The organism is Kitasatospora sp. NPDC088351 (assembly GCF_040685575.1).
Lineage (GTDB): Bacteria > Actinomycetota > Actinomycetes > Streptomycetales > Streptomycetaceae > Kitasatospora.
Genome location: NZ_JBFBIL010000030.1, coordinates 61,562 through 76,454 on the forward strand (window position 1 = coordinate 61,562; position 14,893 = coordinate 76,454).

9 protein-coding genes are annotated in these 14,893 nt (G+C 75.0%); 2 read left to right on the top strand and 7 right to left on the bottom strand.

Features of this window, described 5'->3' with window-relative positions; all coding sequences use genetic code 11:
* The first annotated feature begins 27 nt into the window (after positions 1-27).
* Positions 28-1,830, top strand: a complete 1,803-nt coding sequence (locus AB0P06_RS21505; RefSeq protein WP_363609596.1) for an FAD-dependent monooxygenase — start codon at positions 28-30, stop codon at positions 1,828-1,830.
* 47 nt (positions 1,831-1,877) lie between these two features.
* Here the strand turns inward: AB0P06_RS21505 and rny are convergent, their stop codons facing one another.
* From rny to AB0P06_RS21540, 7 genes are all read right to left on the bottom strand, one after another.
* Positions 1,878-3,332 carry a ribonuclease Y gene (gene rny, locus AB0P06_RS21510; RefSeq protein WP_363609598.1) on the bottom strand — a complete coding sequence of 485 codons (1,455 nt, stop codon included), beginning with the start codon at positions 3,330-3,332 and terminating at the stop codon, positions 1,878-1,880.
* A 188-nt stretch (positions 3,333-3,520) separates the two neighbouring features.
* Positions 3,521-4,375, bottom strand: a complete 855-nt coding sequence (gene recX / locus AB0P06_RS21515) for a recombination regulator RecX (protein ID WP_363609634.1) — start codon at positions 4,373-4,375, stop codon at positions 3,521-3,523.
* Between the two features lie 214 nt (positions 4,376-4,589).
* Positions 4,590-5,705 carry a recombinase RecA gene (gene recA / locus AB0P06_RS21520; protein WP_363609600.1) on the bottom strand — a complete coding sequence of 372 codons (1,116 nt, stop codon included), beginning with the start codon at positions 5,703-5,705 and terminating at the stop codon, positions 4,590-4,592.
* Positions 5,706-5,881: 176 nt separating this feature from the next.
* Positions 5,882-7,180: an AI-2E family transporter gene (locus AB0P06_RS21525; RefSeq protein WP_363609602.1), complete on the bottom strand. Its 1,299-nt coding sequence runs from the start codon at positions 7,178-7,180 to the stop codon at positions 5,882-5,884.
* Positions 7,181-7,266: 86 nt separating this feature from the next.
* Positions 7,267-7,461, bottom strand: coding sequence for a DUF3046 domain-containing protein (locus AB0P06_RS21530; protein ID WP_363609603.1), 195 nt, complete (start codon positions 7,459-7,461; stop codon positions 7,267-7,269).
* 49 nt (positions 7,462-7,510) lie between these two features.
* Positions 7,511-8,065 (bottom strand): GNAT family N-acetyltransferase, encoded by a 555-nt coding sequence (locus AB0P06_RS21535; RefSeq protein WP_363609605.1) that lies wholly within the window; start codon positions 8,063-8,065, stop codon positions 7,511-7,513.
* Positions 8,066-8,152: 87 nt separating this feature from the next.
* Positions 8,153-9,715, bottom strand: coding sequence for a S8 family serine peptidase (locus AB0P06_RS21540; protein ID WP_363609607.1), 1,563 nt, complete (start codon positions 9,713-9,715; stop codon positions 8,153-8,155).
* Between the two features lie 166 nt (positions 9,716-9,881).
* Between AB0P06_RS21540 and AB0P06_RS21545 the strand changes: the two genes are divergently transcribed.
* Positions 9,882-14,636 (top strand): ATP-dependent helicase, encoded by a 4,755-nt coding sequence (locus AB0P06_RS21545; protein ID WP_363609608.1) that lies wholly within the window; start codon positions 9,882-9,884, stop codon positions 14,634-14,636.
* Positions 14,637-14,893: the final 257 nt, after the last annotated feature.

A 14,893-nucleotide genomic window follows, 5' to 3' on the forward strand; every position in this document is an offset into this window, starting at 1 on the left:
GGCCCGCCCCCGCCCGGAGGTCCCGGCATGGACCCGGTGATCGTGGTCGGGGCCGGACCGGTCGGTCTGGCCCTGGCCCTCGCGCTCGCCCGGCACGAGGTGCCGACGATAGTCCTGGACGAGGGTTCGGGGCTCTGTCCCGAGGGTCCGCGCAGCGTCGTCCTCGGCGCCGACACCGCCGCCTTCCTGACCCGGATCGGTTACCCGAGGGCCGTCTCCGACGCCGCCCAGTGGGACGCCTTCACCATCTGGCGCCGCCGCCAGGAGGTACTCCGGATCGACCTCGCCGGCACCCCCGTCCTGCACCTGCCGCAGCACCGCCTCCAGCGCGGCCTGCGCGACGCCCTGACCGGCACCCCGCTGGTCCGCCTCGTCCCGCTGAACCGGGTGACCGAACTCGAACAGGACCGCGACGGTGTCAGCGTCCGCACCCGCAACCCGCAGAACGGCACCGAGACCTGGTGGCGCGGCAGCCACCTGGTCGGCTGCGACGGCGCCCGCTCCGCGGTCCGCAAGCTGCTGAGGATCCGCTTCCCCGGACGCCCGGCCGTCGACCGCAACGCCATCGCCACCGTCCGCGTGGACCTCCCCTTCAACGAGGCCCGGCTGCACCGCGAACCCCCGTGGCGCGGCGACCGCGAGGCCTCCGCCCGCCCGCTGCCGGACGGCGTCTGGCGCCTCGACTGGCGGCTGCCCCCCGGCCGGCCCGCCGCCACCGAACCGGTGGACCCGCACGCCACCTGGCCCGGCATCGTCACCGGGGACACCCTGCTCACCCGGGTGACCTCCACCCTCACCGGCTGGTGCGGCGAACTGCCCCGGTACGAGCTGCTCGCCGCCGCCGACCACACCGCCCAGCAGCGCCTCGCCGCCCGCTTCCGCAGCGGCCGCTGTTTCCTCGCCGGCGACGCCGCCCACCTGCACGGCGCCCTCGGCATGCAGAACCTCGCCGACGGGCTGCGCGACGCCGACAACCTCGCCTGGCGGCTCGCCCTCGCCTGGCACCTCCACTCCGGCGGCCCCCAGCCCGGCGGCTCACTGCTCGACGGGTACGAGGCCGAGCGGCGCGGCGCGGTCGGTGCCCGGCTGCGCGCAGTCGACCAGGCCATGCCGATGCTGCGCCCGCTGCGCGGCTGGCAGCAGACCCGGCGGTCGCTGCTCACCGGATCGTTCCGCAAGCACGCGCCGCTGCTCGCCGACGGCCAGCTGGGCACCGGCCGCTTCGGCGGCGCCCCCGCCTACCCGGCGGCCCCCTCCGGTGTCCCCGCCCGGGTGCCGGTGCAGCGCGGCACGCGCGGGACGACCTCACTCAGCGAGCTGCTGCCCACCACCGCGCCCGGCGTGCTCGTCCCTGACCTGCCGGTGCTCTCCACCGACGGCACCCCCGACCAGCTGCACGCCCGGCTCGGCGCGACCTTCCTGCTGCTGCTCGTCGCCCCCGGCACCGCCGTCTGGTCCGCCGAACACTGGCTGGGCGCCGGGCTGATGCCCCGGCTCGCCGAGGTCGCCGCGGCGCTGCCGGTGCCGGCCGAGGTACTGGTCACCGAGGAGTACCCGGGCGCGGGCCCGCACACCGTGCTGCTGATCCGGCCGGACGGCCACCTGGTCGGGATCACCCAGGGCGCGGCGGCCGAGGACCTCCAGGCGCTGGCCGACCGGGCCCGGGGCGGCCCGGCGCCGCTCCCCGGCGCCCCCGACCCGGAGCCGGGCCCGGAGCAGGCCCCTGGGCCCGGGCCTCGGTCCGCCCCGCAGGCTTCGCCCCAGCCCACCCCGCAGCCCACCCCGCACGGTGCCGTCCGGTCCGTCCGGCGCCCGGGCGGACTCGCGTAGCCGGGCCACCTCCGCGGGGCCCGGCGTCCGACCCGACCGGTCCGGCCTCAGCGGGCCACTTCGGTGACCCGGCTCTCCCGGACCACCGTCACCCGGATCTGTCCCGGGTAGGTCAGCTCCTCCGCCACCTGCTTGGCGACCTCGCGGGCGATCACCTGTGCCCCGAGGTCGTCCACCACCTCCGGCCGCACCATCACCCGCACCTCGCGGCCGGCCTGCATCGCGTACACCGCGGCCACCCCCTCGTGTGCCCGGGCGATCTCCTCCAGCCGCTCCAGCCGGCGCACATAGACCTCCGCCGACTCCTTGCGCGCCCCCGGCCGACCGCCCGAACAGGCGTCGGCGGCCTGGGTCAGCACCGCCTCCACCGTCCGCGGCTCCACCTCTCCGTGGTGCGCCGCGATCGCGTGCACCACCTCCGCCGACTCCCCGTGCCGACGGGCGAACTCCGCCCCGACCGCCGCATGGCTGCCCTCGACCTCGTGCGTCAGGGCCTTGCCGATGTCGTGCAGCAGCGCCGAGCGCCGCACCGGCTCCGGGGCCACCCCGAGTTCGGCGGCCATCATCCCGGCCAGGTGCGCGGACTCGACCAGGTGCCCGAGCACGTTCTGGCCGTACGAGGCCCGGTAGCGCAGCGTGCCGAGGGTCCGGACCAGCTCCGGGTGCATGCCGTCGATCCGCACGGCCAGGAGGGCGTCCTCACCGGCCCGCACACAACGCCGCGCCACCTCCTCACGGCTGCGCTCGTGGACGTGCTCGATCCGCAGCGGATGGATCCGGCCATCCTCGACCAGCTGTTCCAGGGTGAGCCTGGCGGTCTCCCGGCGGACGGGGTCGAAGCAGGAGAGCTGTACCGAGGCCGGGGTGTCATCGACGATCAGATTGACGCCGGTGACGGATTCGAAGGCCCGGATGTTGCGGCCTTCGCGGCCGATGATCCGGCCCTTCATCTCCTCGTTCGGCAGCCGGAACACCGACACCGCCGTCTCGGCGGTCTGCTCGCCGGCCAGCCGCTGGATCGCCCCGGCGACGATCCCCCGGGCCAGTCGCTCGCCCTCCTCCTTGGCCGCGCGCTCGATCTCCCGGACGGTGACGGCCGCCTCCCGCCGCGCCTCGGTCTCGGCCTCCCGGACGAGTTCGGCCCGGGCCTGCTCGGCCGACAGCCCGGCCGCCCGTTCCAGCGCCCTCGCCCGATGTGCCACCAGTTCGATGGCCTCGCTCCGGGCGCGCTCCAAGTCGACGGACCGCTGGGCGAGTTCGCCCTCCTGTACGCGAAGCCGGCCCAGCTCCTCGGTCAACCGCTCTTCCCGGCGGTCGAGTTCGGCCCGCTGCCGGGCGGCCTGCTCCTCGGCCCAGCGCCGGGTCCGCTCCGTCTCGGCGGTGGAGCGCCGCTGTACGGCCTGGAGGCGCCGGACCATCAGCCAGGCCGACACCACGACGACGATCAGGACGCCCGCCAGCAGCAGGGAGGCTACCGATCCGGTGCTCACCGCGATCCTCATCCTGCCCACTCCCCGTCCCTGCGCGGCACGCCGCCCGGAACCGCCCGCGACCGGGCCTCGGACAGGCCTGCCCGAGGCGTGGCCGAGGTGTGATCGGGGTGCTCCCACACTGAGTGCGAGGCTAAGCGCGGGTTACGAAACGGTCAATACTGGCCTGGGAGTTGGCCAACTCCGGCACAACGGCGTGATCACTCCCACTCCTCGCCGGACGGACCGTCCATGCCGTCCTCGCCGGACTCCTCCTCGTCCAGCACCTCCCGGACCACCCGGTAGGCAAGCCCCTCGGAGTAGCCGCGCCGGGCCAGCATGCCGACCAGTCGGCGCATCCGGGCCTGCCGCTCCAGGCCTCTGGTCACCCGCAGTCTGCGTTCGACCAGGGCCCGGGCCGCGTCCTCCTCGTCGTCCTGGTCGAGCTGCGCGACGGCCTGCTCGACCAGGTCGCCGGCCACCCCCTTGGTCCGCAGCTCCTGGGCCAGCGCGCGCCGGGAGAGACCGCGGACGGCGTGCCGGGACTCCACCCAGGCCTGGGCGAAGACCGCGTCGTCGATCAGCCCGACCTCTTCCAGCCGGGTCAGCACCCCGTCGGCGACCTCGTCCGGGATCTCCCGCTTGCGCAGGGCGTCGGCGAGCTGCTTGCGGGTCTTGGCCGCACCGGTGAGCAGCCGCAGGCAGATGTCCCGGGCCCGGGCCTCGGGGTCGGCCGTCTCCTCCGCCCCGGACCTCCCGGGCTGTCCGGACCGCTTGGCCGGCTTCGTCCGCCGGGCCGCCCCGGGCTCCGGGGCGTCATCGCGGCCGTCACGATCGTCGAGACCGGTACGTTCGTCGCGGCCGTCGCGCTCATCGCGTTCCGCCCGGGTGCGGGCCCGACGCGCGCGCGGCCCGGTGTCGGAGGAGGAGGCGGCCGCACCCCCGTGACCGGCCGCCTCTCCCCCGGCCCGGCGACCGGGGGCTGCCTCCTCCTCCAGCGCCGAACGGCGTCGGCGCCGGCCCGTGGGCAGGTCCGACGCGGACACCAGCCCGAGCCCGCCCCCCACGGCGTCCATCGGCCCAGGGCCCGTCTCCGGGCCACGTGCCGCCTGGCCCGGCGCCCGGCCGGCCCGCCGCGACGGCGCCCGCCGGGAGGCCCGCTCCGGCTCCGGTTCCCTCCCTGGGTCCGGCTCCGGCTCGGCCACCGCGGCGAACCAGTCCGGCGGCCCGTAGTCGTCGTCCGGGCCCGCCGGGCCGTCGCCCGTCACCGTGTTGTGCTGTGTCAACGGTTCAGGCCTTGGCGGCCGCCGCCGTCTTCTTCGCCGCGGCCGTCTTGGTGACGGTCGCGGTGATCGGCTTGGCCCCGCTCTCGGCGGCGGCCGGCGCCTCGCCCTCGGCCGGCTCCTCCGTCTTCGGGCCGATACCGAGCTTGCTCTTGATCTTCTTCTCGATCTCGTCGGCGAGCTGGGGATTGTCCCGCAGGAAGTTACGGGCGTTCTCCTTGCCCTGGCCGAGCTGGTCGCCCTCGTAGGTGTACCAGGCACCCGACTTGCGGATGAAGCCGTGCTCGACGCCCATGTCGATCAGACCGCCCTCGCGGCTGATGCCCACGCCGTAGAGGATGTCGAACTCGGCCTGCTTGAACGGCGCGGCGACCTTGTTCTTGACGACCTTGACGCGCGTGCGGTTACCGACCGCCTCGGTGCCGTCCTTGAGGGTCTCGATCCGGCGGATGTCCAGGCGGACGGAGGCGTAGAACTTCAGCGCCCGGCCACCGGTCGTGGTCTCCGGCGAGCCGAACATGACGCCGATCTTCTCGCGGAGCTGGTTGATGAACACCGCGGTGGTGTTCGACTGGTTCAGCGCACCGGCGATCTTGCGCAGCGCCTGGCTCATCAGTCGGGCCTGCAGACCGACGTGCGAGTCACCCATCTCGCCCTCGATCTCCGCACGCGGGACGAGCGCCGCGACGGAGTCGATGATCACCAGGTCGATCGCGCCGGAGCGGATCAGCATGTCGGTGATCTCCAGGGCCTGCTCACCCGTGTCCGGCTGGCTGACCAGCAGGGCGTCGGTGTCCACACCGAGCTTCTTCGCGTACTCCGGGTCGAGCGCGTGCTCCGCGTCCACGAACGCGACCGTGCCGCCGGCCCGCTGGGCGTTGGCCGCCAGGTGCAGGGTCAGCGTGGTCTTGCCGGAGGACTCGGGGCCGTAGATCTCGACCACCCGGCCGCGCGGGATGCCGCCGACCCCGAGGGCGACGTCCAGGGCGGTGGACCCGGTGGGGATCACGTCGATCGGCTCGTTGGCCTTCTCGCCCAGGCGCATCACCGAGCCCTTGCCGAACTGCCGCTCGATCTGGGCGAGCGCGGTCTCAAGAGCCTTCTCGCGGTCCGTACCTGCCATGGCTTCCACCCTCGGGTTCTGTGCTGTGCGCTTCATCGTTCTCGACGCTAGCGCGTCCCACCGACAATCGGCCCAGACCGGGCTCCGCCTGTGGAAAACTCTTCGCCGGAGAGTACAAAGAACATCTGTTCGATTCAAGCGGGATTCGTTCGCACAAGCCGCCCGGCCGCCCCCCGCTACCCCTCCTCGCCTTCGTCGCCCCGCCCCCGACCTGCGGTTCCGTTCTGCTGCTCGCCCGCCCCGACCATCCGCCGCAACCGGCTCGCCGCCTTCCGGCGCAGCTCCCGCCGGGCGCGTCGCTGCTCCCCCCGGTCGATCCGCGGGTCGGTGGCGACCTCGTACCGGCGCACATAGGTGCCGACGAAGCCCTGCAGGGTGGCCGCCGCCGGAATGGCGATCAGCGCGCCGACGGCACCGAGCAGCGCCGCGCCCGCGATCACCGCGCCGAACGCCACGGCCGGGTGCACGTCCACCGTCTTCGCGGTGATCCTCGGGTGCAGCAGGTAGTTCTCGATCTGCTGGTAGACCACCACGAACGCCAGCACCCAGAGCGCGTCCACCGGCTCCACGGTGAGCGCGACCAGCACCGGCAGCGCACCGGCCAGATAGGTGCCGATGGTGGGCACGAACTGGGACATGACGCCGACCCAGATCGCCAGCGCGACCGAGTACGGCAGGTCCAGCAGCGCGAACATCACCCAGTGCGCCAGCGCCGACGCGACCGCGAGCAGCGCGCGCGAGTACAGGTAGCCGCCGGTCTTGGCCAGCGCGATCTCCCAGGCCCGCAGCACCTCGCCCTGCTTGGCGGGCGGCAGCATCGAGCAGACCGTCCGGCGCACCCTGGGGCCCTCGGCGGTGAAGTAGAAGGTGAAGAGGCCGACCGTGAAGGCCTGGAACAGCCCGCCGATCAGGGTGGAGGAGACGCCCCAGACGTTGTCGGCGGCCTGCTGGGCGTAGCTCTCGATGGCGCCGGAGTCCTTGAGCAGCTTCTTCTGCAGCTCGTCCAGCGACAGGTCCTGATGGAAGGTCTTGTTGATCCAGTTGATCAGATTGTCGAGCAGATGCGGCAGGTCCCCGGCGATCTTCGCCACCTGATCGACCAGCAGGGTCCCGAGCGCGGTCAGGAATCCGGCCACGGCGACCACGACCGCGACGAAGACCAGGAAGGTGCCGATGCCGCGCCGCACACCCCGGGCCGCCATCCGGTCCACGGCCGGCTCCAGCGCCAGCGAGAGGAAGAAGGAGACCAGCAGCATCACGAAGAGGTCGATCAGCTGGTGGAAGGCCCAGTCGGCGAGCTGGAACAGCCCGACCAGGACCAGCGCCAGCACCATCGCCCGGGGCAGCCAGCGCGGCATCCCGGCGCCCCAGAGCCCGCCGCCCGCGTCCGGGGACAGCGGCGGCGCGGGCTGCAACGGCTCGGGCTGCGGCGGTGCGGGCTGCGGGCCCGGGGCCTCGTCGACGACCTGCGTCAACCTGTCCGAATTCTGCTGTTCTGCACTGCTTGTCACTCGAACAGTCTGGCCCATCGCCGTCGCCCGCCCGAGCACCGGGCACCGGCTCAGCGCAGCAGCGACGAGACTCCCTGGGTGTCACAGACCACACGCCAGACGTCCTTGGCCTCCCAGCCCGCGTCCAGCGCCTGCCGGATCGTCCGCCCGCCCAGCTCGCTCATCACATGATCAGAGGCGAAGGACTCCGCGTACGCCTCACCGAAGTGCGCGTACATCCGTCGCCAGAACTCCGTCAGCCTCATGGCCACCAGTATCCCGGACCCGGGCCGGGGCGCCGCGGCCGAGGCGGCCTCAGGGCCTCCAGCCCGCCGCCTCCAGCGCGTACTCGACCTCGCCCAGCTCGCTGCCGGGAATCGGCTCGGGGTGGTCCTCGTGGAAGGTCCGCACACAGGAGAGCCCGGCCTTCGCCATCACCCGCCGCGAACCACTGTTGACCGTCATCGTGTACGCGACCACCCGGCGCACACCGAGCTCCTCGAAGCCCCGGCGGACCAGCGCCCGCGCGCCTTCCGTGGCGTAGCCCCGCCCCCAGGCCGACCGGCGCAGCCGATAGCCGAGTTCGACCTCGCCCCGGTCCTCCGTGCCGGTCGGCCGGAACTCGAACCAGCCGAGAAAGGCACCGCCCACCCGCTCCTCGGCGGCCCACCAGCCGAGCGTGCCGTACCGCTCGTAGTGGTCGAGAAAGCGCGGCAGCACCTCGCGCTCGACCACCTCGCGCGGGGTGGCCCGGCCGCCGGTGAGGTACCGCATCACCTCGGGGTCGCCGTCCAGCTCCACCAGGTGGTCCACGTCGGCCCCGGTGAAGCGGCGCAGCACCAGCCGCTCGGTGGTCAGGAAGACGGTCATGCCCCCGATCGTCGCCGATCGTGCCCCACCTGTCACCGGGTTTTCCGCCCCCCTGCCGGGCGTTCGCGGTCGCCCGGCAGGGGCGGCTCAGTGCGGCAGCGCCAGCGTCCCCGCGCCGTAGTACTGCCGGTCGCCGCAGGCCCGCGGGCCGGGCGGACAGGCGGCCGCCGCGGCGCCGGCCAGCAGCGCGGCGAGCCGGTCCGAGCCCCAGTCCGGGTGCAGCGCCGCGGCCACCGCGACCGCGCCGGTGACGTGCGCCGCCGCCATCGAGGTGCCGGCCAGCGCGGCGTACCGGCCGCCGGGCCAGTCGGAGACGATCGCCCCCTGCGGGCCGCCGTCCGGGTCTCCCCCCGGGGCGGCCAGCGAGACCTTTCCACGCCCGTAGTTGGAGTAGGCGGACGGCTGGCCGTCCCGGTTCACGGCGGTGACCGTGACCACGCCGGGCAGTTCACCGGGCAGCCGAACGCACTCGGTGCCGACGTACCGGGACTGCGCCGGTCCTGAGGTGCGGTCGTTGGGACTGCGGTCGTCGGTCCTGGCGGCCCCGAGGTCCTGGCTGTCGTTCCCGGCCGAGGCCACCACCACCGCGCCCCGGCGCTGGGCGTACCCGGAGGCCCGGGCCACGGCGGTGATCAGCGCGGCCTGGTCCCGGTCCTCGGGGCAGTTGTACTTCCACGGGTCCGCGAAGTAGCTGTTGTTGATCGCCTTGGCGCCGTGGTCGGCGGCCCAGAGCATGCCGCAGACGATGTTCTCCGCGTAGTACTGGCCGAGCGGGCCGAGCAGCCGGACCGCCGCGATCCGGACGCCGGGGGCGACCCCGGCGACCCCGCGGCCGTCGCGGGCGGCCCCGACGATCCCGGCGACGTGGGTGCCGTGGCCGCTCTCGCCGATCCCCGGGTCGGGCCGCCAGACGCCGGTCCGCCCGTCGGGGCGGCCGTCCGCGCAGGAGGCCGAGCTCTTCGGGTCGACCGCGGCGCGCAGGTCGGGGTGGGTGTCGTCGACGCCTGAGTCGAGCACCGCGACCAGCACCCGGCGCAGCGCGTCGGCGGAGGGCCTGCCGGGGTCGGCGGCCGGACCGCGCAGCAGGGTGGGCGAGGCGCCGGCCGCGCCGAGCAGGGCGAGATTCCAGGCATCGTGTTCGCCCGGGTCCGGCACGGTGACGGAGGCGTCGTCCCCGCCGTCCGCGCTGCCGCCACCCGGCCGTCCGCCGTCCGCATCGACGTCCGCCCGGTCCGCGCTGTCGCCGGCACCGGCACCGAAGTCCCCGGCGCCGGCCAGCGGCCGGGGCGGGCCCGGCACCGGTGCGGTCCGGGTGGCACCGACGGCGGCCACCCCGGGCCGGCCCCGGACCTTGTCGGCGAAGCCACCGGTCGCGTACGCGAGCACGGCCCCGATCTGCGGGTACTCCTGGACGACCTGCCCGCCCGCGGCACGCGCCTCGGCCCCGGCCCGGGCGGCCCCGGCGGCGTCCTCCTGCTCGGCCAGCACCAGGTAGCTGAGGTAGGCCCGCCCCGGCCCGGCCACGTACGGGACGGCACCGACGACGACCAGCGCGGTGAGCAGCATCGCGAGCAGGGCGCGGACCGACGCCTTGGCGCGGCGCGGGACGGCGCAGGCGGGACCGCGGCCGGACGGGTGCACCTGCGCCATCGCACGGTCTCCGCTCGTCGGTCCCGGTGGTCACGGGAGGATCACGGGTCTGAATAATCACCATAGGAGCGGATTGTCTGTTTTGCCTTTTTGGCTCTTCCGGACGGCACAGCCGCGACCGCCCCACCACGGCTCCCTTGTCAGTGCCACCGGGCACCATGGGGGCATGGCACCCCAGACCCGGACCCCGTCGCCCGCCGGCCCCCCGGCCGATCCGCTGGCCGGATTCGCCCCGGCCACCCGGGCCTGGTTCACGGGGGCCTTCACCGCGCCCACCACCGCCCAGGCCGAGGCCTGGCACGCCATCCGGCAGGAGACCGACGTCCTGGTGGTCGCCCCCACCGGCTCCGGCAAGACCCTCGCCGCGTTCCTCTCCGCCCTGGACCGGCTCAGCACCACCCCGCCCCCGGCCGAACCCAAGCGCCGCTGCCGGGTCCTCTACATCTCCCCGCTCAAGGCCCTCGCCGTCGACGTCGAGCGGAACCTGCGCGCACCGCTGACCGGCCTGCGCCAGGCCGCCGTCCGGCTCGGCCTGCCCGAGCCCGAGGTCCAGGTCGGCATCCGCTCCGGCGACACCCCCGCCGCCGACCGCCGCCGCTTCACCACCCACCCGCCGGACATCCTGATCACCACCCCCGAGTCGCTCTTCCTCCTGCTCACCAGCGCCTCCCGGGAGGCCCTGCGCGGCATCGACACGGTGATCCTCGACGAGGTGCACGCCGTCGTCGGCACCAAGCGCGGCGCCCACCTCGCCCTCAGCCTGGAGCGGCTGGACGAGCTGCTGGAGCGCCCGGCCCGCCGGATCGGCCTGTCCGCCACCGTCCGCCCGGTCGAGGAGGTGGCCCGCTTCCTCAGCCCCCGGCGCGGCGCCACCGTCGTCCAGCCCGCCGCCGCCAAGGAGTTCGACCTCTCGGTGGTCGTCCCCGTCCCCGACCTGGACGACCTGCCCACCGCCCCCGCCACCGGCGGCGGTCCCCCGGCCTCGCGGCCGGGAGGTGCCCCCACCGACACCGACCCGGCCCGGCAGGCCTCCATCTGGCCGCATGTCGAGGAGCGGATCGTCGACCTCGTCCAGGCCCACCGCTCCACCATCGTCTTCGCCAACTCCCGCCGGCTCGCCGAGCGCCTCTGCAACCGGCTCAACGAGATCGCCTACGAGCGCGCCGTCGGCGAGCCCCTGCCCGAATCCCACGCCCCCGCCCAGCTGATGGCCGAATCCGGCACCGCCAAGGGCGCCCCGCCCCTCCTCGCCCGGGCGCACCACGGCTCGGTCTCCAAGGAGCAGCGCGCGCTCGTCGAGGAGGAGCTGAAGGCCGGCCGGCTGCCCGCCGTGGTCGCCACCTCCAGCCTGGAACTCGGCATCGACATGGGCGCGGTCGAGCTGGTCGTCCAGGTGGAGTCCCCGCCCTCGGTCGCCTCCGGCCTCCAACGGGTCGGCCGGGCCGGCCACCAGGTCGGCGCCGTCTCCACCGGCGTCTTCTTCCCCAAGTACCGGGGCGATCTGGTGCAGTCCGCGGTGGTCACCGAACGGATGCGGGCCGGGCGGATCGAGGCGCTGCGCATCCCGCGCAACCCACTGGACGTGCTCGCCCAGCAGCTGGTCGCCATGACGGCCCTGGACACCTGGCCGGTGGACGACCTGCTCGCCCTGGTCCGCCGGGCCGCGCCGTTCGCCACCCTCCCGCAGTCCGCCTTCGACGCCGTCCTCGACATGCTGGCCGGCCGCTACCCGTCGGACGCCTTCGCCGAACTCCGCCCCCGCCTGGTCTGGGACCGCGTGGCGGGCACCGTCACCGGCCGCCCCGGCGCCCAGCGGCTCGCCGTCACCTCCGGCGGCACCATCCCCGACCGCGGCCTGTTCGGCGTCTTCATCGCCGGCTCCGCCGCATCCGAGGCGAAAGCGGGCAGGAAGGGCGGCGGCCGGGTCGGAGAGCTCGACGAGGAGATGGTCTACGAGTCCCGCGTCGGGGACGTCTTCACCCTCGGCACCACCTCCTGGCGGATCGAGGAGATCACCCACGACAAGGTGCTGGTCACCCCCGCCCCCGGGATCCCCGGCCGGCTCCCGTTCTGGAAGGGCGACACCCTCGGCCGCCCGCTCGAACTCGGCCGCGCCCTGGGCGCGTTCACCCGCGAACTCGGCGCCCTCCCGCCCGAGGCCGCCACCGCCCGGCTCCAGCAGGCCGGTCTGGACGACTGGGCCGCCGCCAATCTGCTCGCCTACCTCGCCGAACAGCGCACCGCCTGCGGCCACCTCCCGGACGACCGCACCATCGTGGTCGAGCGCTTCCGCGACGAACTCGGCGACTGGCGGATCGTCATCCACTCCCCCTTCGGCGCGCAGGTGCACGCCCCCTGGGCGCTCGCCCTCGCCGCCCGGCTGCGCGAGAAGCACGGCCTCGACCCGCAGGTCATGCACGCCGACGACGGCATCGTGCTCCGCCTCCCCGACGCCGACCTGCTCGACTTCCCCATGGAGCCGCCGGAGCGGGCGAGTTCACCGGACGACGCCCCGGTCGGCGCCGACGCCGCGCTGTTCGACCCCGGCGAGATCGAGCAGCTCGTCACCGACCAGGTCGGCGGCTCCGCCCTGTTCGCCTCCCGCTTCCGTGAGTGCGCCGGCCGCGCCCTGCTGCTCCCCCGGCGCAGCCCCGGCAAGCGCACCCCGCTCTGGCAGCAGCGCCAGCGCGCCGCCCAACTCCTCGAGGTGGCCTCCGAGTACGGATCCTTCCCGATCGTGCTGGAGGCCGTCCGGGAGTGCCTCCAGGACGTCTTCGACGTCCCCGGTCTGGTCGAGCTGATGGCGGACCTCGAATCCCGCGCGGTCCGCGTGGTCGAGGTCACCACCCCCGAGCCCTCCCCGTTCGCCCGTTCCCTGCTCTTCGGCTACGTCGCCCAGTTCCTCTACGAGGGGGACTCCCCGCTCGCCGAGCGCCGCGCCGCCGCCCTCGCCCTCGACTCCCGGCTGCTCTCCGAACTCCTCGGCCAGGCCGAGCTGCGGGAGCTGCTCGACCCGCAGGTCCTCGCCGAGCTGGAGGCCGAGCTCCAACGCCTCACCCCCGAGCGCCGGATCAAGGACGCCGAGGGCGTCGCCGACGCACTGCGCCTGCTCGGCCCGCTCACCGAGGCCGAACTGACCGCCCGCGGCGCCGATCCGCTCTGGGCGCTCGAACTCGAAGCGGCCCGGCGGCTGATCCAGGTCCGGATCGCCGGAGAGCGGCGCTGGGCCGCCGTCGAGGACGCCGGACGGCTCCGCGACGCCCTCGGCACCCCCCTGCCGGTCGGCGTCCCCGAGGCCTTCACCGAGCCGGTCAAGGACCCGATGGGCGACCTGCTCGCCCGGCACGCCCGCACCCACGGCCCGTTCACCGCCGCCGAGGCCGCCGCCCGCTTCGGTCTCGGCACCGCCGTCGTCACCGGCACCCTGCACCGGCTCACCGCCACCGGCCGCCTCGTCCAGGGCGAGTTCCGCCCGGTCGAGGGCCACACCGCCACCGTCGAATGGTGCGACGCCGAGGTCCTGCGCCGGCTGCGCCGCCGTTCGCTGGCCGCCCTGCGCCAGGAGGTCGAACCCGTACCGCCCCGCGCGCTGGCCGCGTTCCTCCCGCAGTGGCAGCACCTGGCCGGCCACCGGCTGCGCGGCCCCGACGGCCTGGTCCGGGTGGTCGAACAGCTCCAGGGCACCGCCCTGCCCGCCTCCGCCCTGGAGAAGCTGATCCTCCCGGCCCGGCTCGCCGACTACTCCCCCGGTCTGCTGGACGAGCTGATGGCGGCCGGCGAGATCGGCTGGTCCGGTGCCGGCGCCCTGCCCGGCACGGACGGCTGGATCAGCCTGCACCTCGCCGAGAACGCCCACCTGCTGCGCCCCGAGCCCGTCCCGCCCGCCGTCACCCCCGTGCACACCGCCGTGACGGCGGCCCTGACCGGCGGCTACGGCCTGTTCTTCCGCCAACTGGTGGAACGGCTGCGCGCCGAGGGCCTGACCGAGACCCCCGAGCCCGAGATCGTCGAGGCCCTCTGGGACCTGGTCTGGGCCGGGTACGTCAGCAATGACACCCTCGCCCCGCTGCGCGCCCTGCTCGGCTCCGCCCGGACGGCCGGGGCCACCGCCCACCGTGCCCCGCGGGCCACCCCGCGCGGCCGCTACGGCGGCGCGGGCCGCCCCTTCGGCCGCACCGGCGGCGCCCTGCGCAGCGGCCCGCCGACGGTGGCCGGGCGCTGGTCGCTGCTGCCCGCCTTCGCCGCCGACCCGACCGTCCGGGCCACCGCCCGGGCGCAGAGCCTGCTGGACCGGCACGGCCTGCTCACCCGGGGCGCGGTGGCGGCCGAGCGGGTGCCGGGCGGCTTCGCCGGGGTGTACCGGGTGCTGTCCGCGATGGAGGAGCGCGGCCGGGCCCGCCGGGGCTACTTCGTGGAGGGGCTGGGCGGCGCCCAGTTCGCCATGGAGGGCGCCGCGGACCGGCTGCGGTCCGTCAGCGGCCGGCTGGAGCGCGCCCGGGCCACCGAGTGGCCGGCCCGCCCCGCCGCCGAGCCGCCGCAGCTGCTGGTGCTGGCCGCCGCCGACCCGGCGAACGCCTACGGCGCCGCCCTGCCCTGGCCCGAGCCGCCCACCGCTGCGGGGGCCACGGAGGCGAGGGCGCACCGGCCCGGCCGCAAGGCGGGCGCCCTGGTGGTGCTGGTCGACGGCGAGCTGGCCCTCTACGTCGAGCGCGGTGGCAAGTCCCTGCTGGCCTGGCCGGAGGACGAGGCCACCCGCGCGGCGGCGGCGTCCGCCCTGGCCGCGGCGGTCCGCCAGGGCGCGCTCGGCAGTGTCACCGTCGAGCGCGCCAACGGCGAGCCCGCCCTGGGCTCGGCCCTGGGCGCCGTCCTGGAGGAGGCCGGCTTCCACGCCACCCCCCGGGGCCTGCGGCTGCGACCGTAGGCCTCACCGACCACACCGGCCGCACCAATCACACCGGCCCCGCACCGGTAAAGAGCCCGTATGCCACGGCGAAGGCCGCGGGGTCGTTGCCAACCCCGCGGCCTTCGTCAAGCAATCAGTCGCTGATGTCACCCGATCGGAGGTTCCGCCTCCACCCGGGCCACGGCCTCACCCGTTCGGTGCCGGGATGGTCCGGTGGCACTCCAGTCCGCGTGGACCGGAATCAGACCGAGCCCCCAGCCGCCGGCCACGAGCAG

What these genes read in the sequence shown, in the direction of transcription:
- AB0P06_RS21505 (WP_363609596.1), top strand. Translation starts at nt 28, where the DNA reads ATGGACCCGGTGATCGTGGTCGGGGCCGGACCGGTCGGTCTGGCCCTG.
- AB0P06_RS21530 (WP_363609603.1), bottom strand. Translation starts at nt 7,461, where the DNA reads ATGAGGCTGACGGAGTTCTGGCGACGGATGTACGCGCACTTCGGTGAG.
- AB0P06_RS21540 (WP_363609607.1), bottom strand. Translation starts at nt 9,715, where the DNA reads ATGGCGCAGGTGCACCCGTCCGGCCGCGGTCCCGCCTGCGCCGTCCCG.
- rny (WP_363609598.1), bottom strand. Translation starts at nt 3,332, where the DNA reads ATGAGGATCGCGGTGAGCACCGGATCGGTAGCCTCCCTGCTGCTGGCG.
- recX (WP_363609634.1), bottom strand. Translation starts at nt 4,375, where the DNA reads ATGGACGCCGTGGGGGGCGGGCTCGGGCTGGTGTCCGCGTCGGACCTG.
- recA (WP_363609600.1), bottom strand. Translation starts at nt 5,705, where the DNA reads ATGGCAGGTACGGACCGCGAGAAGGCTCTTGAGACCGCGCTCGCCCAG.
- AB0P06_RS21545 (WP_363609608.1), top strand. Translation starts at nt 9,882, where the DNA reads ATGGCACCCCAGACCCGGACCCCGTCGCCCGCCGGCCCCCCGGCCGAT.
- AB0P06_RS21535 (WP_363609605.1), bottom strand. Translation starts at nt 8,065, where the DNA reads ATGACCGTCTTCCTGACCACCGAGCGGCTGGTGCTGCGCCGCTTCACC.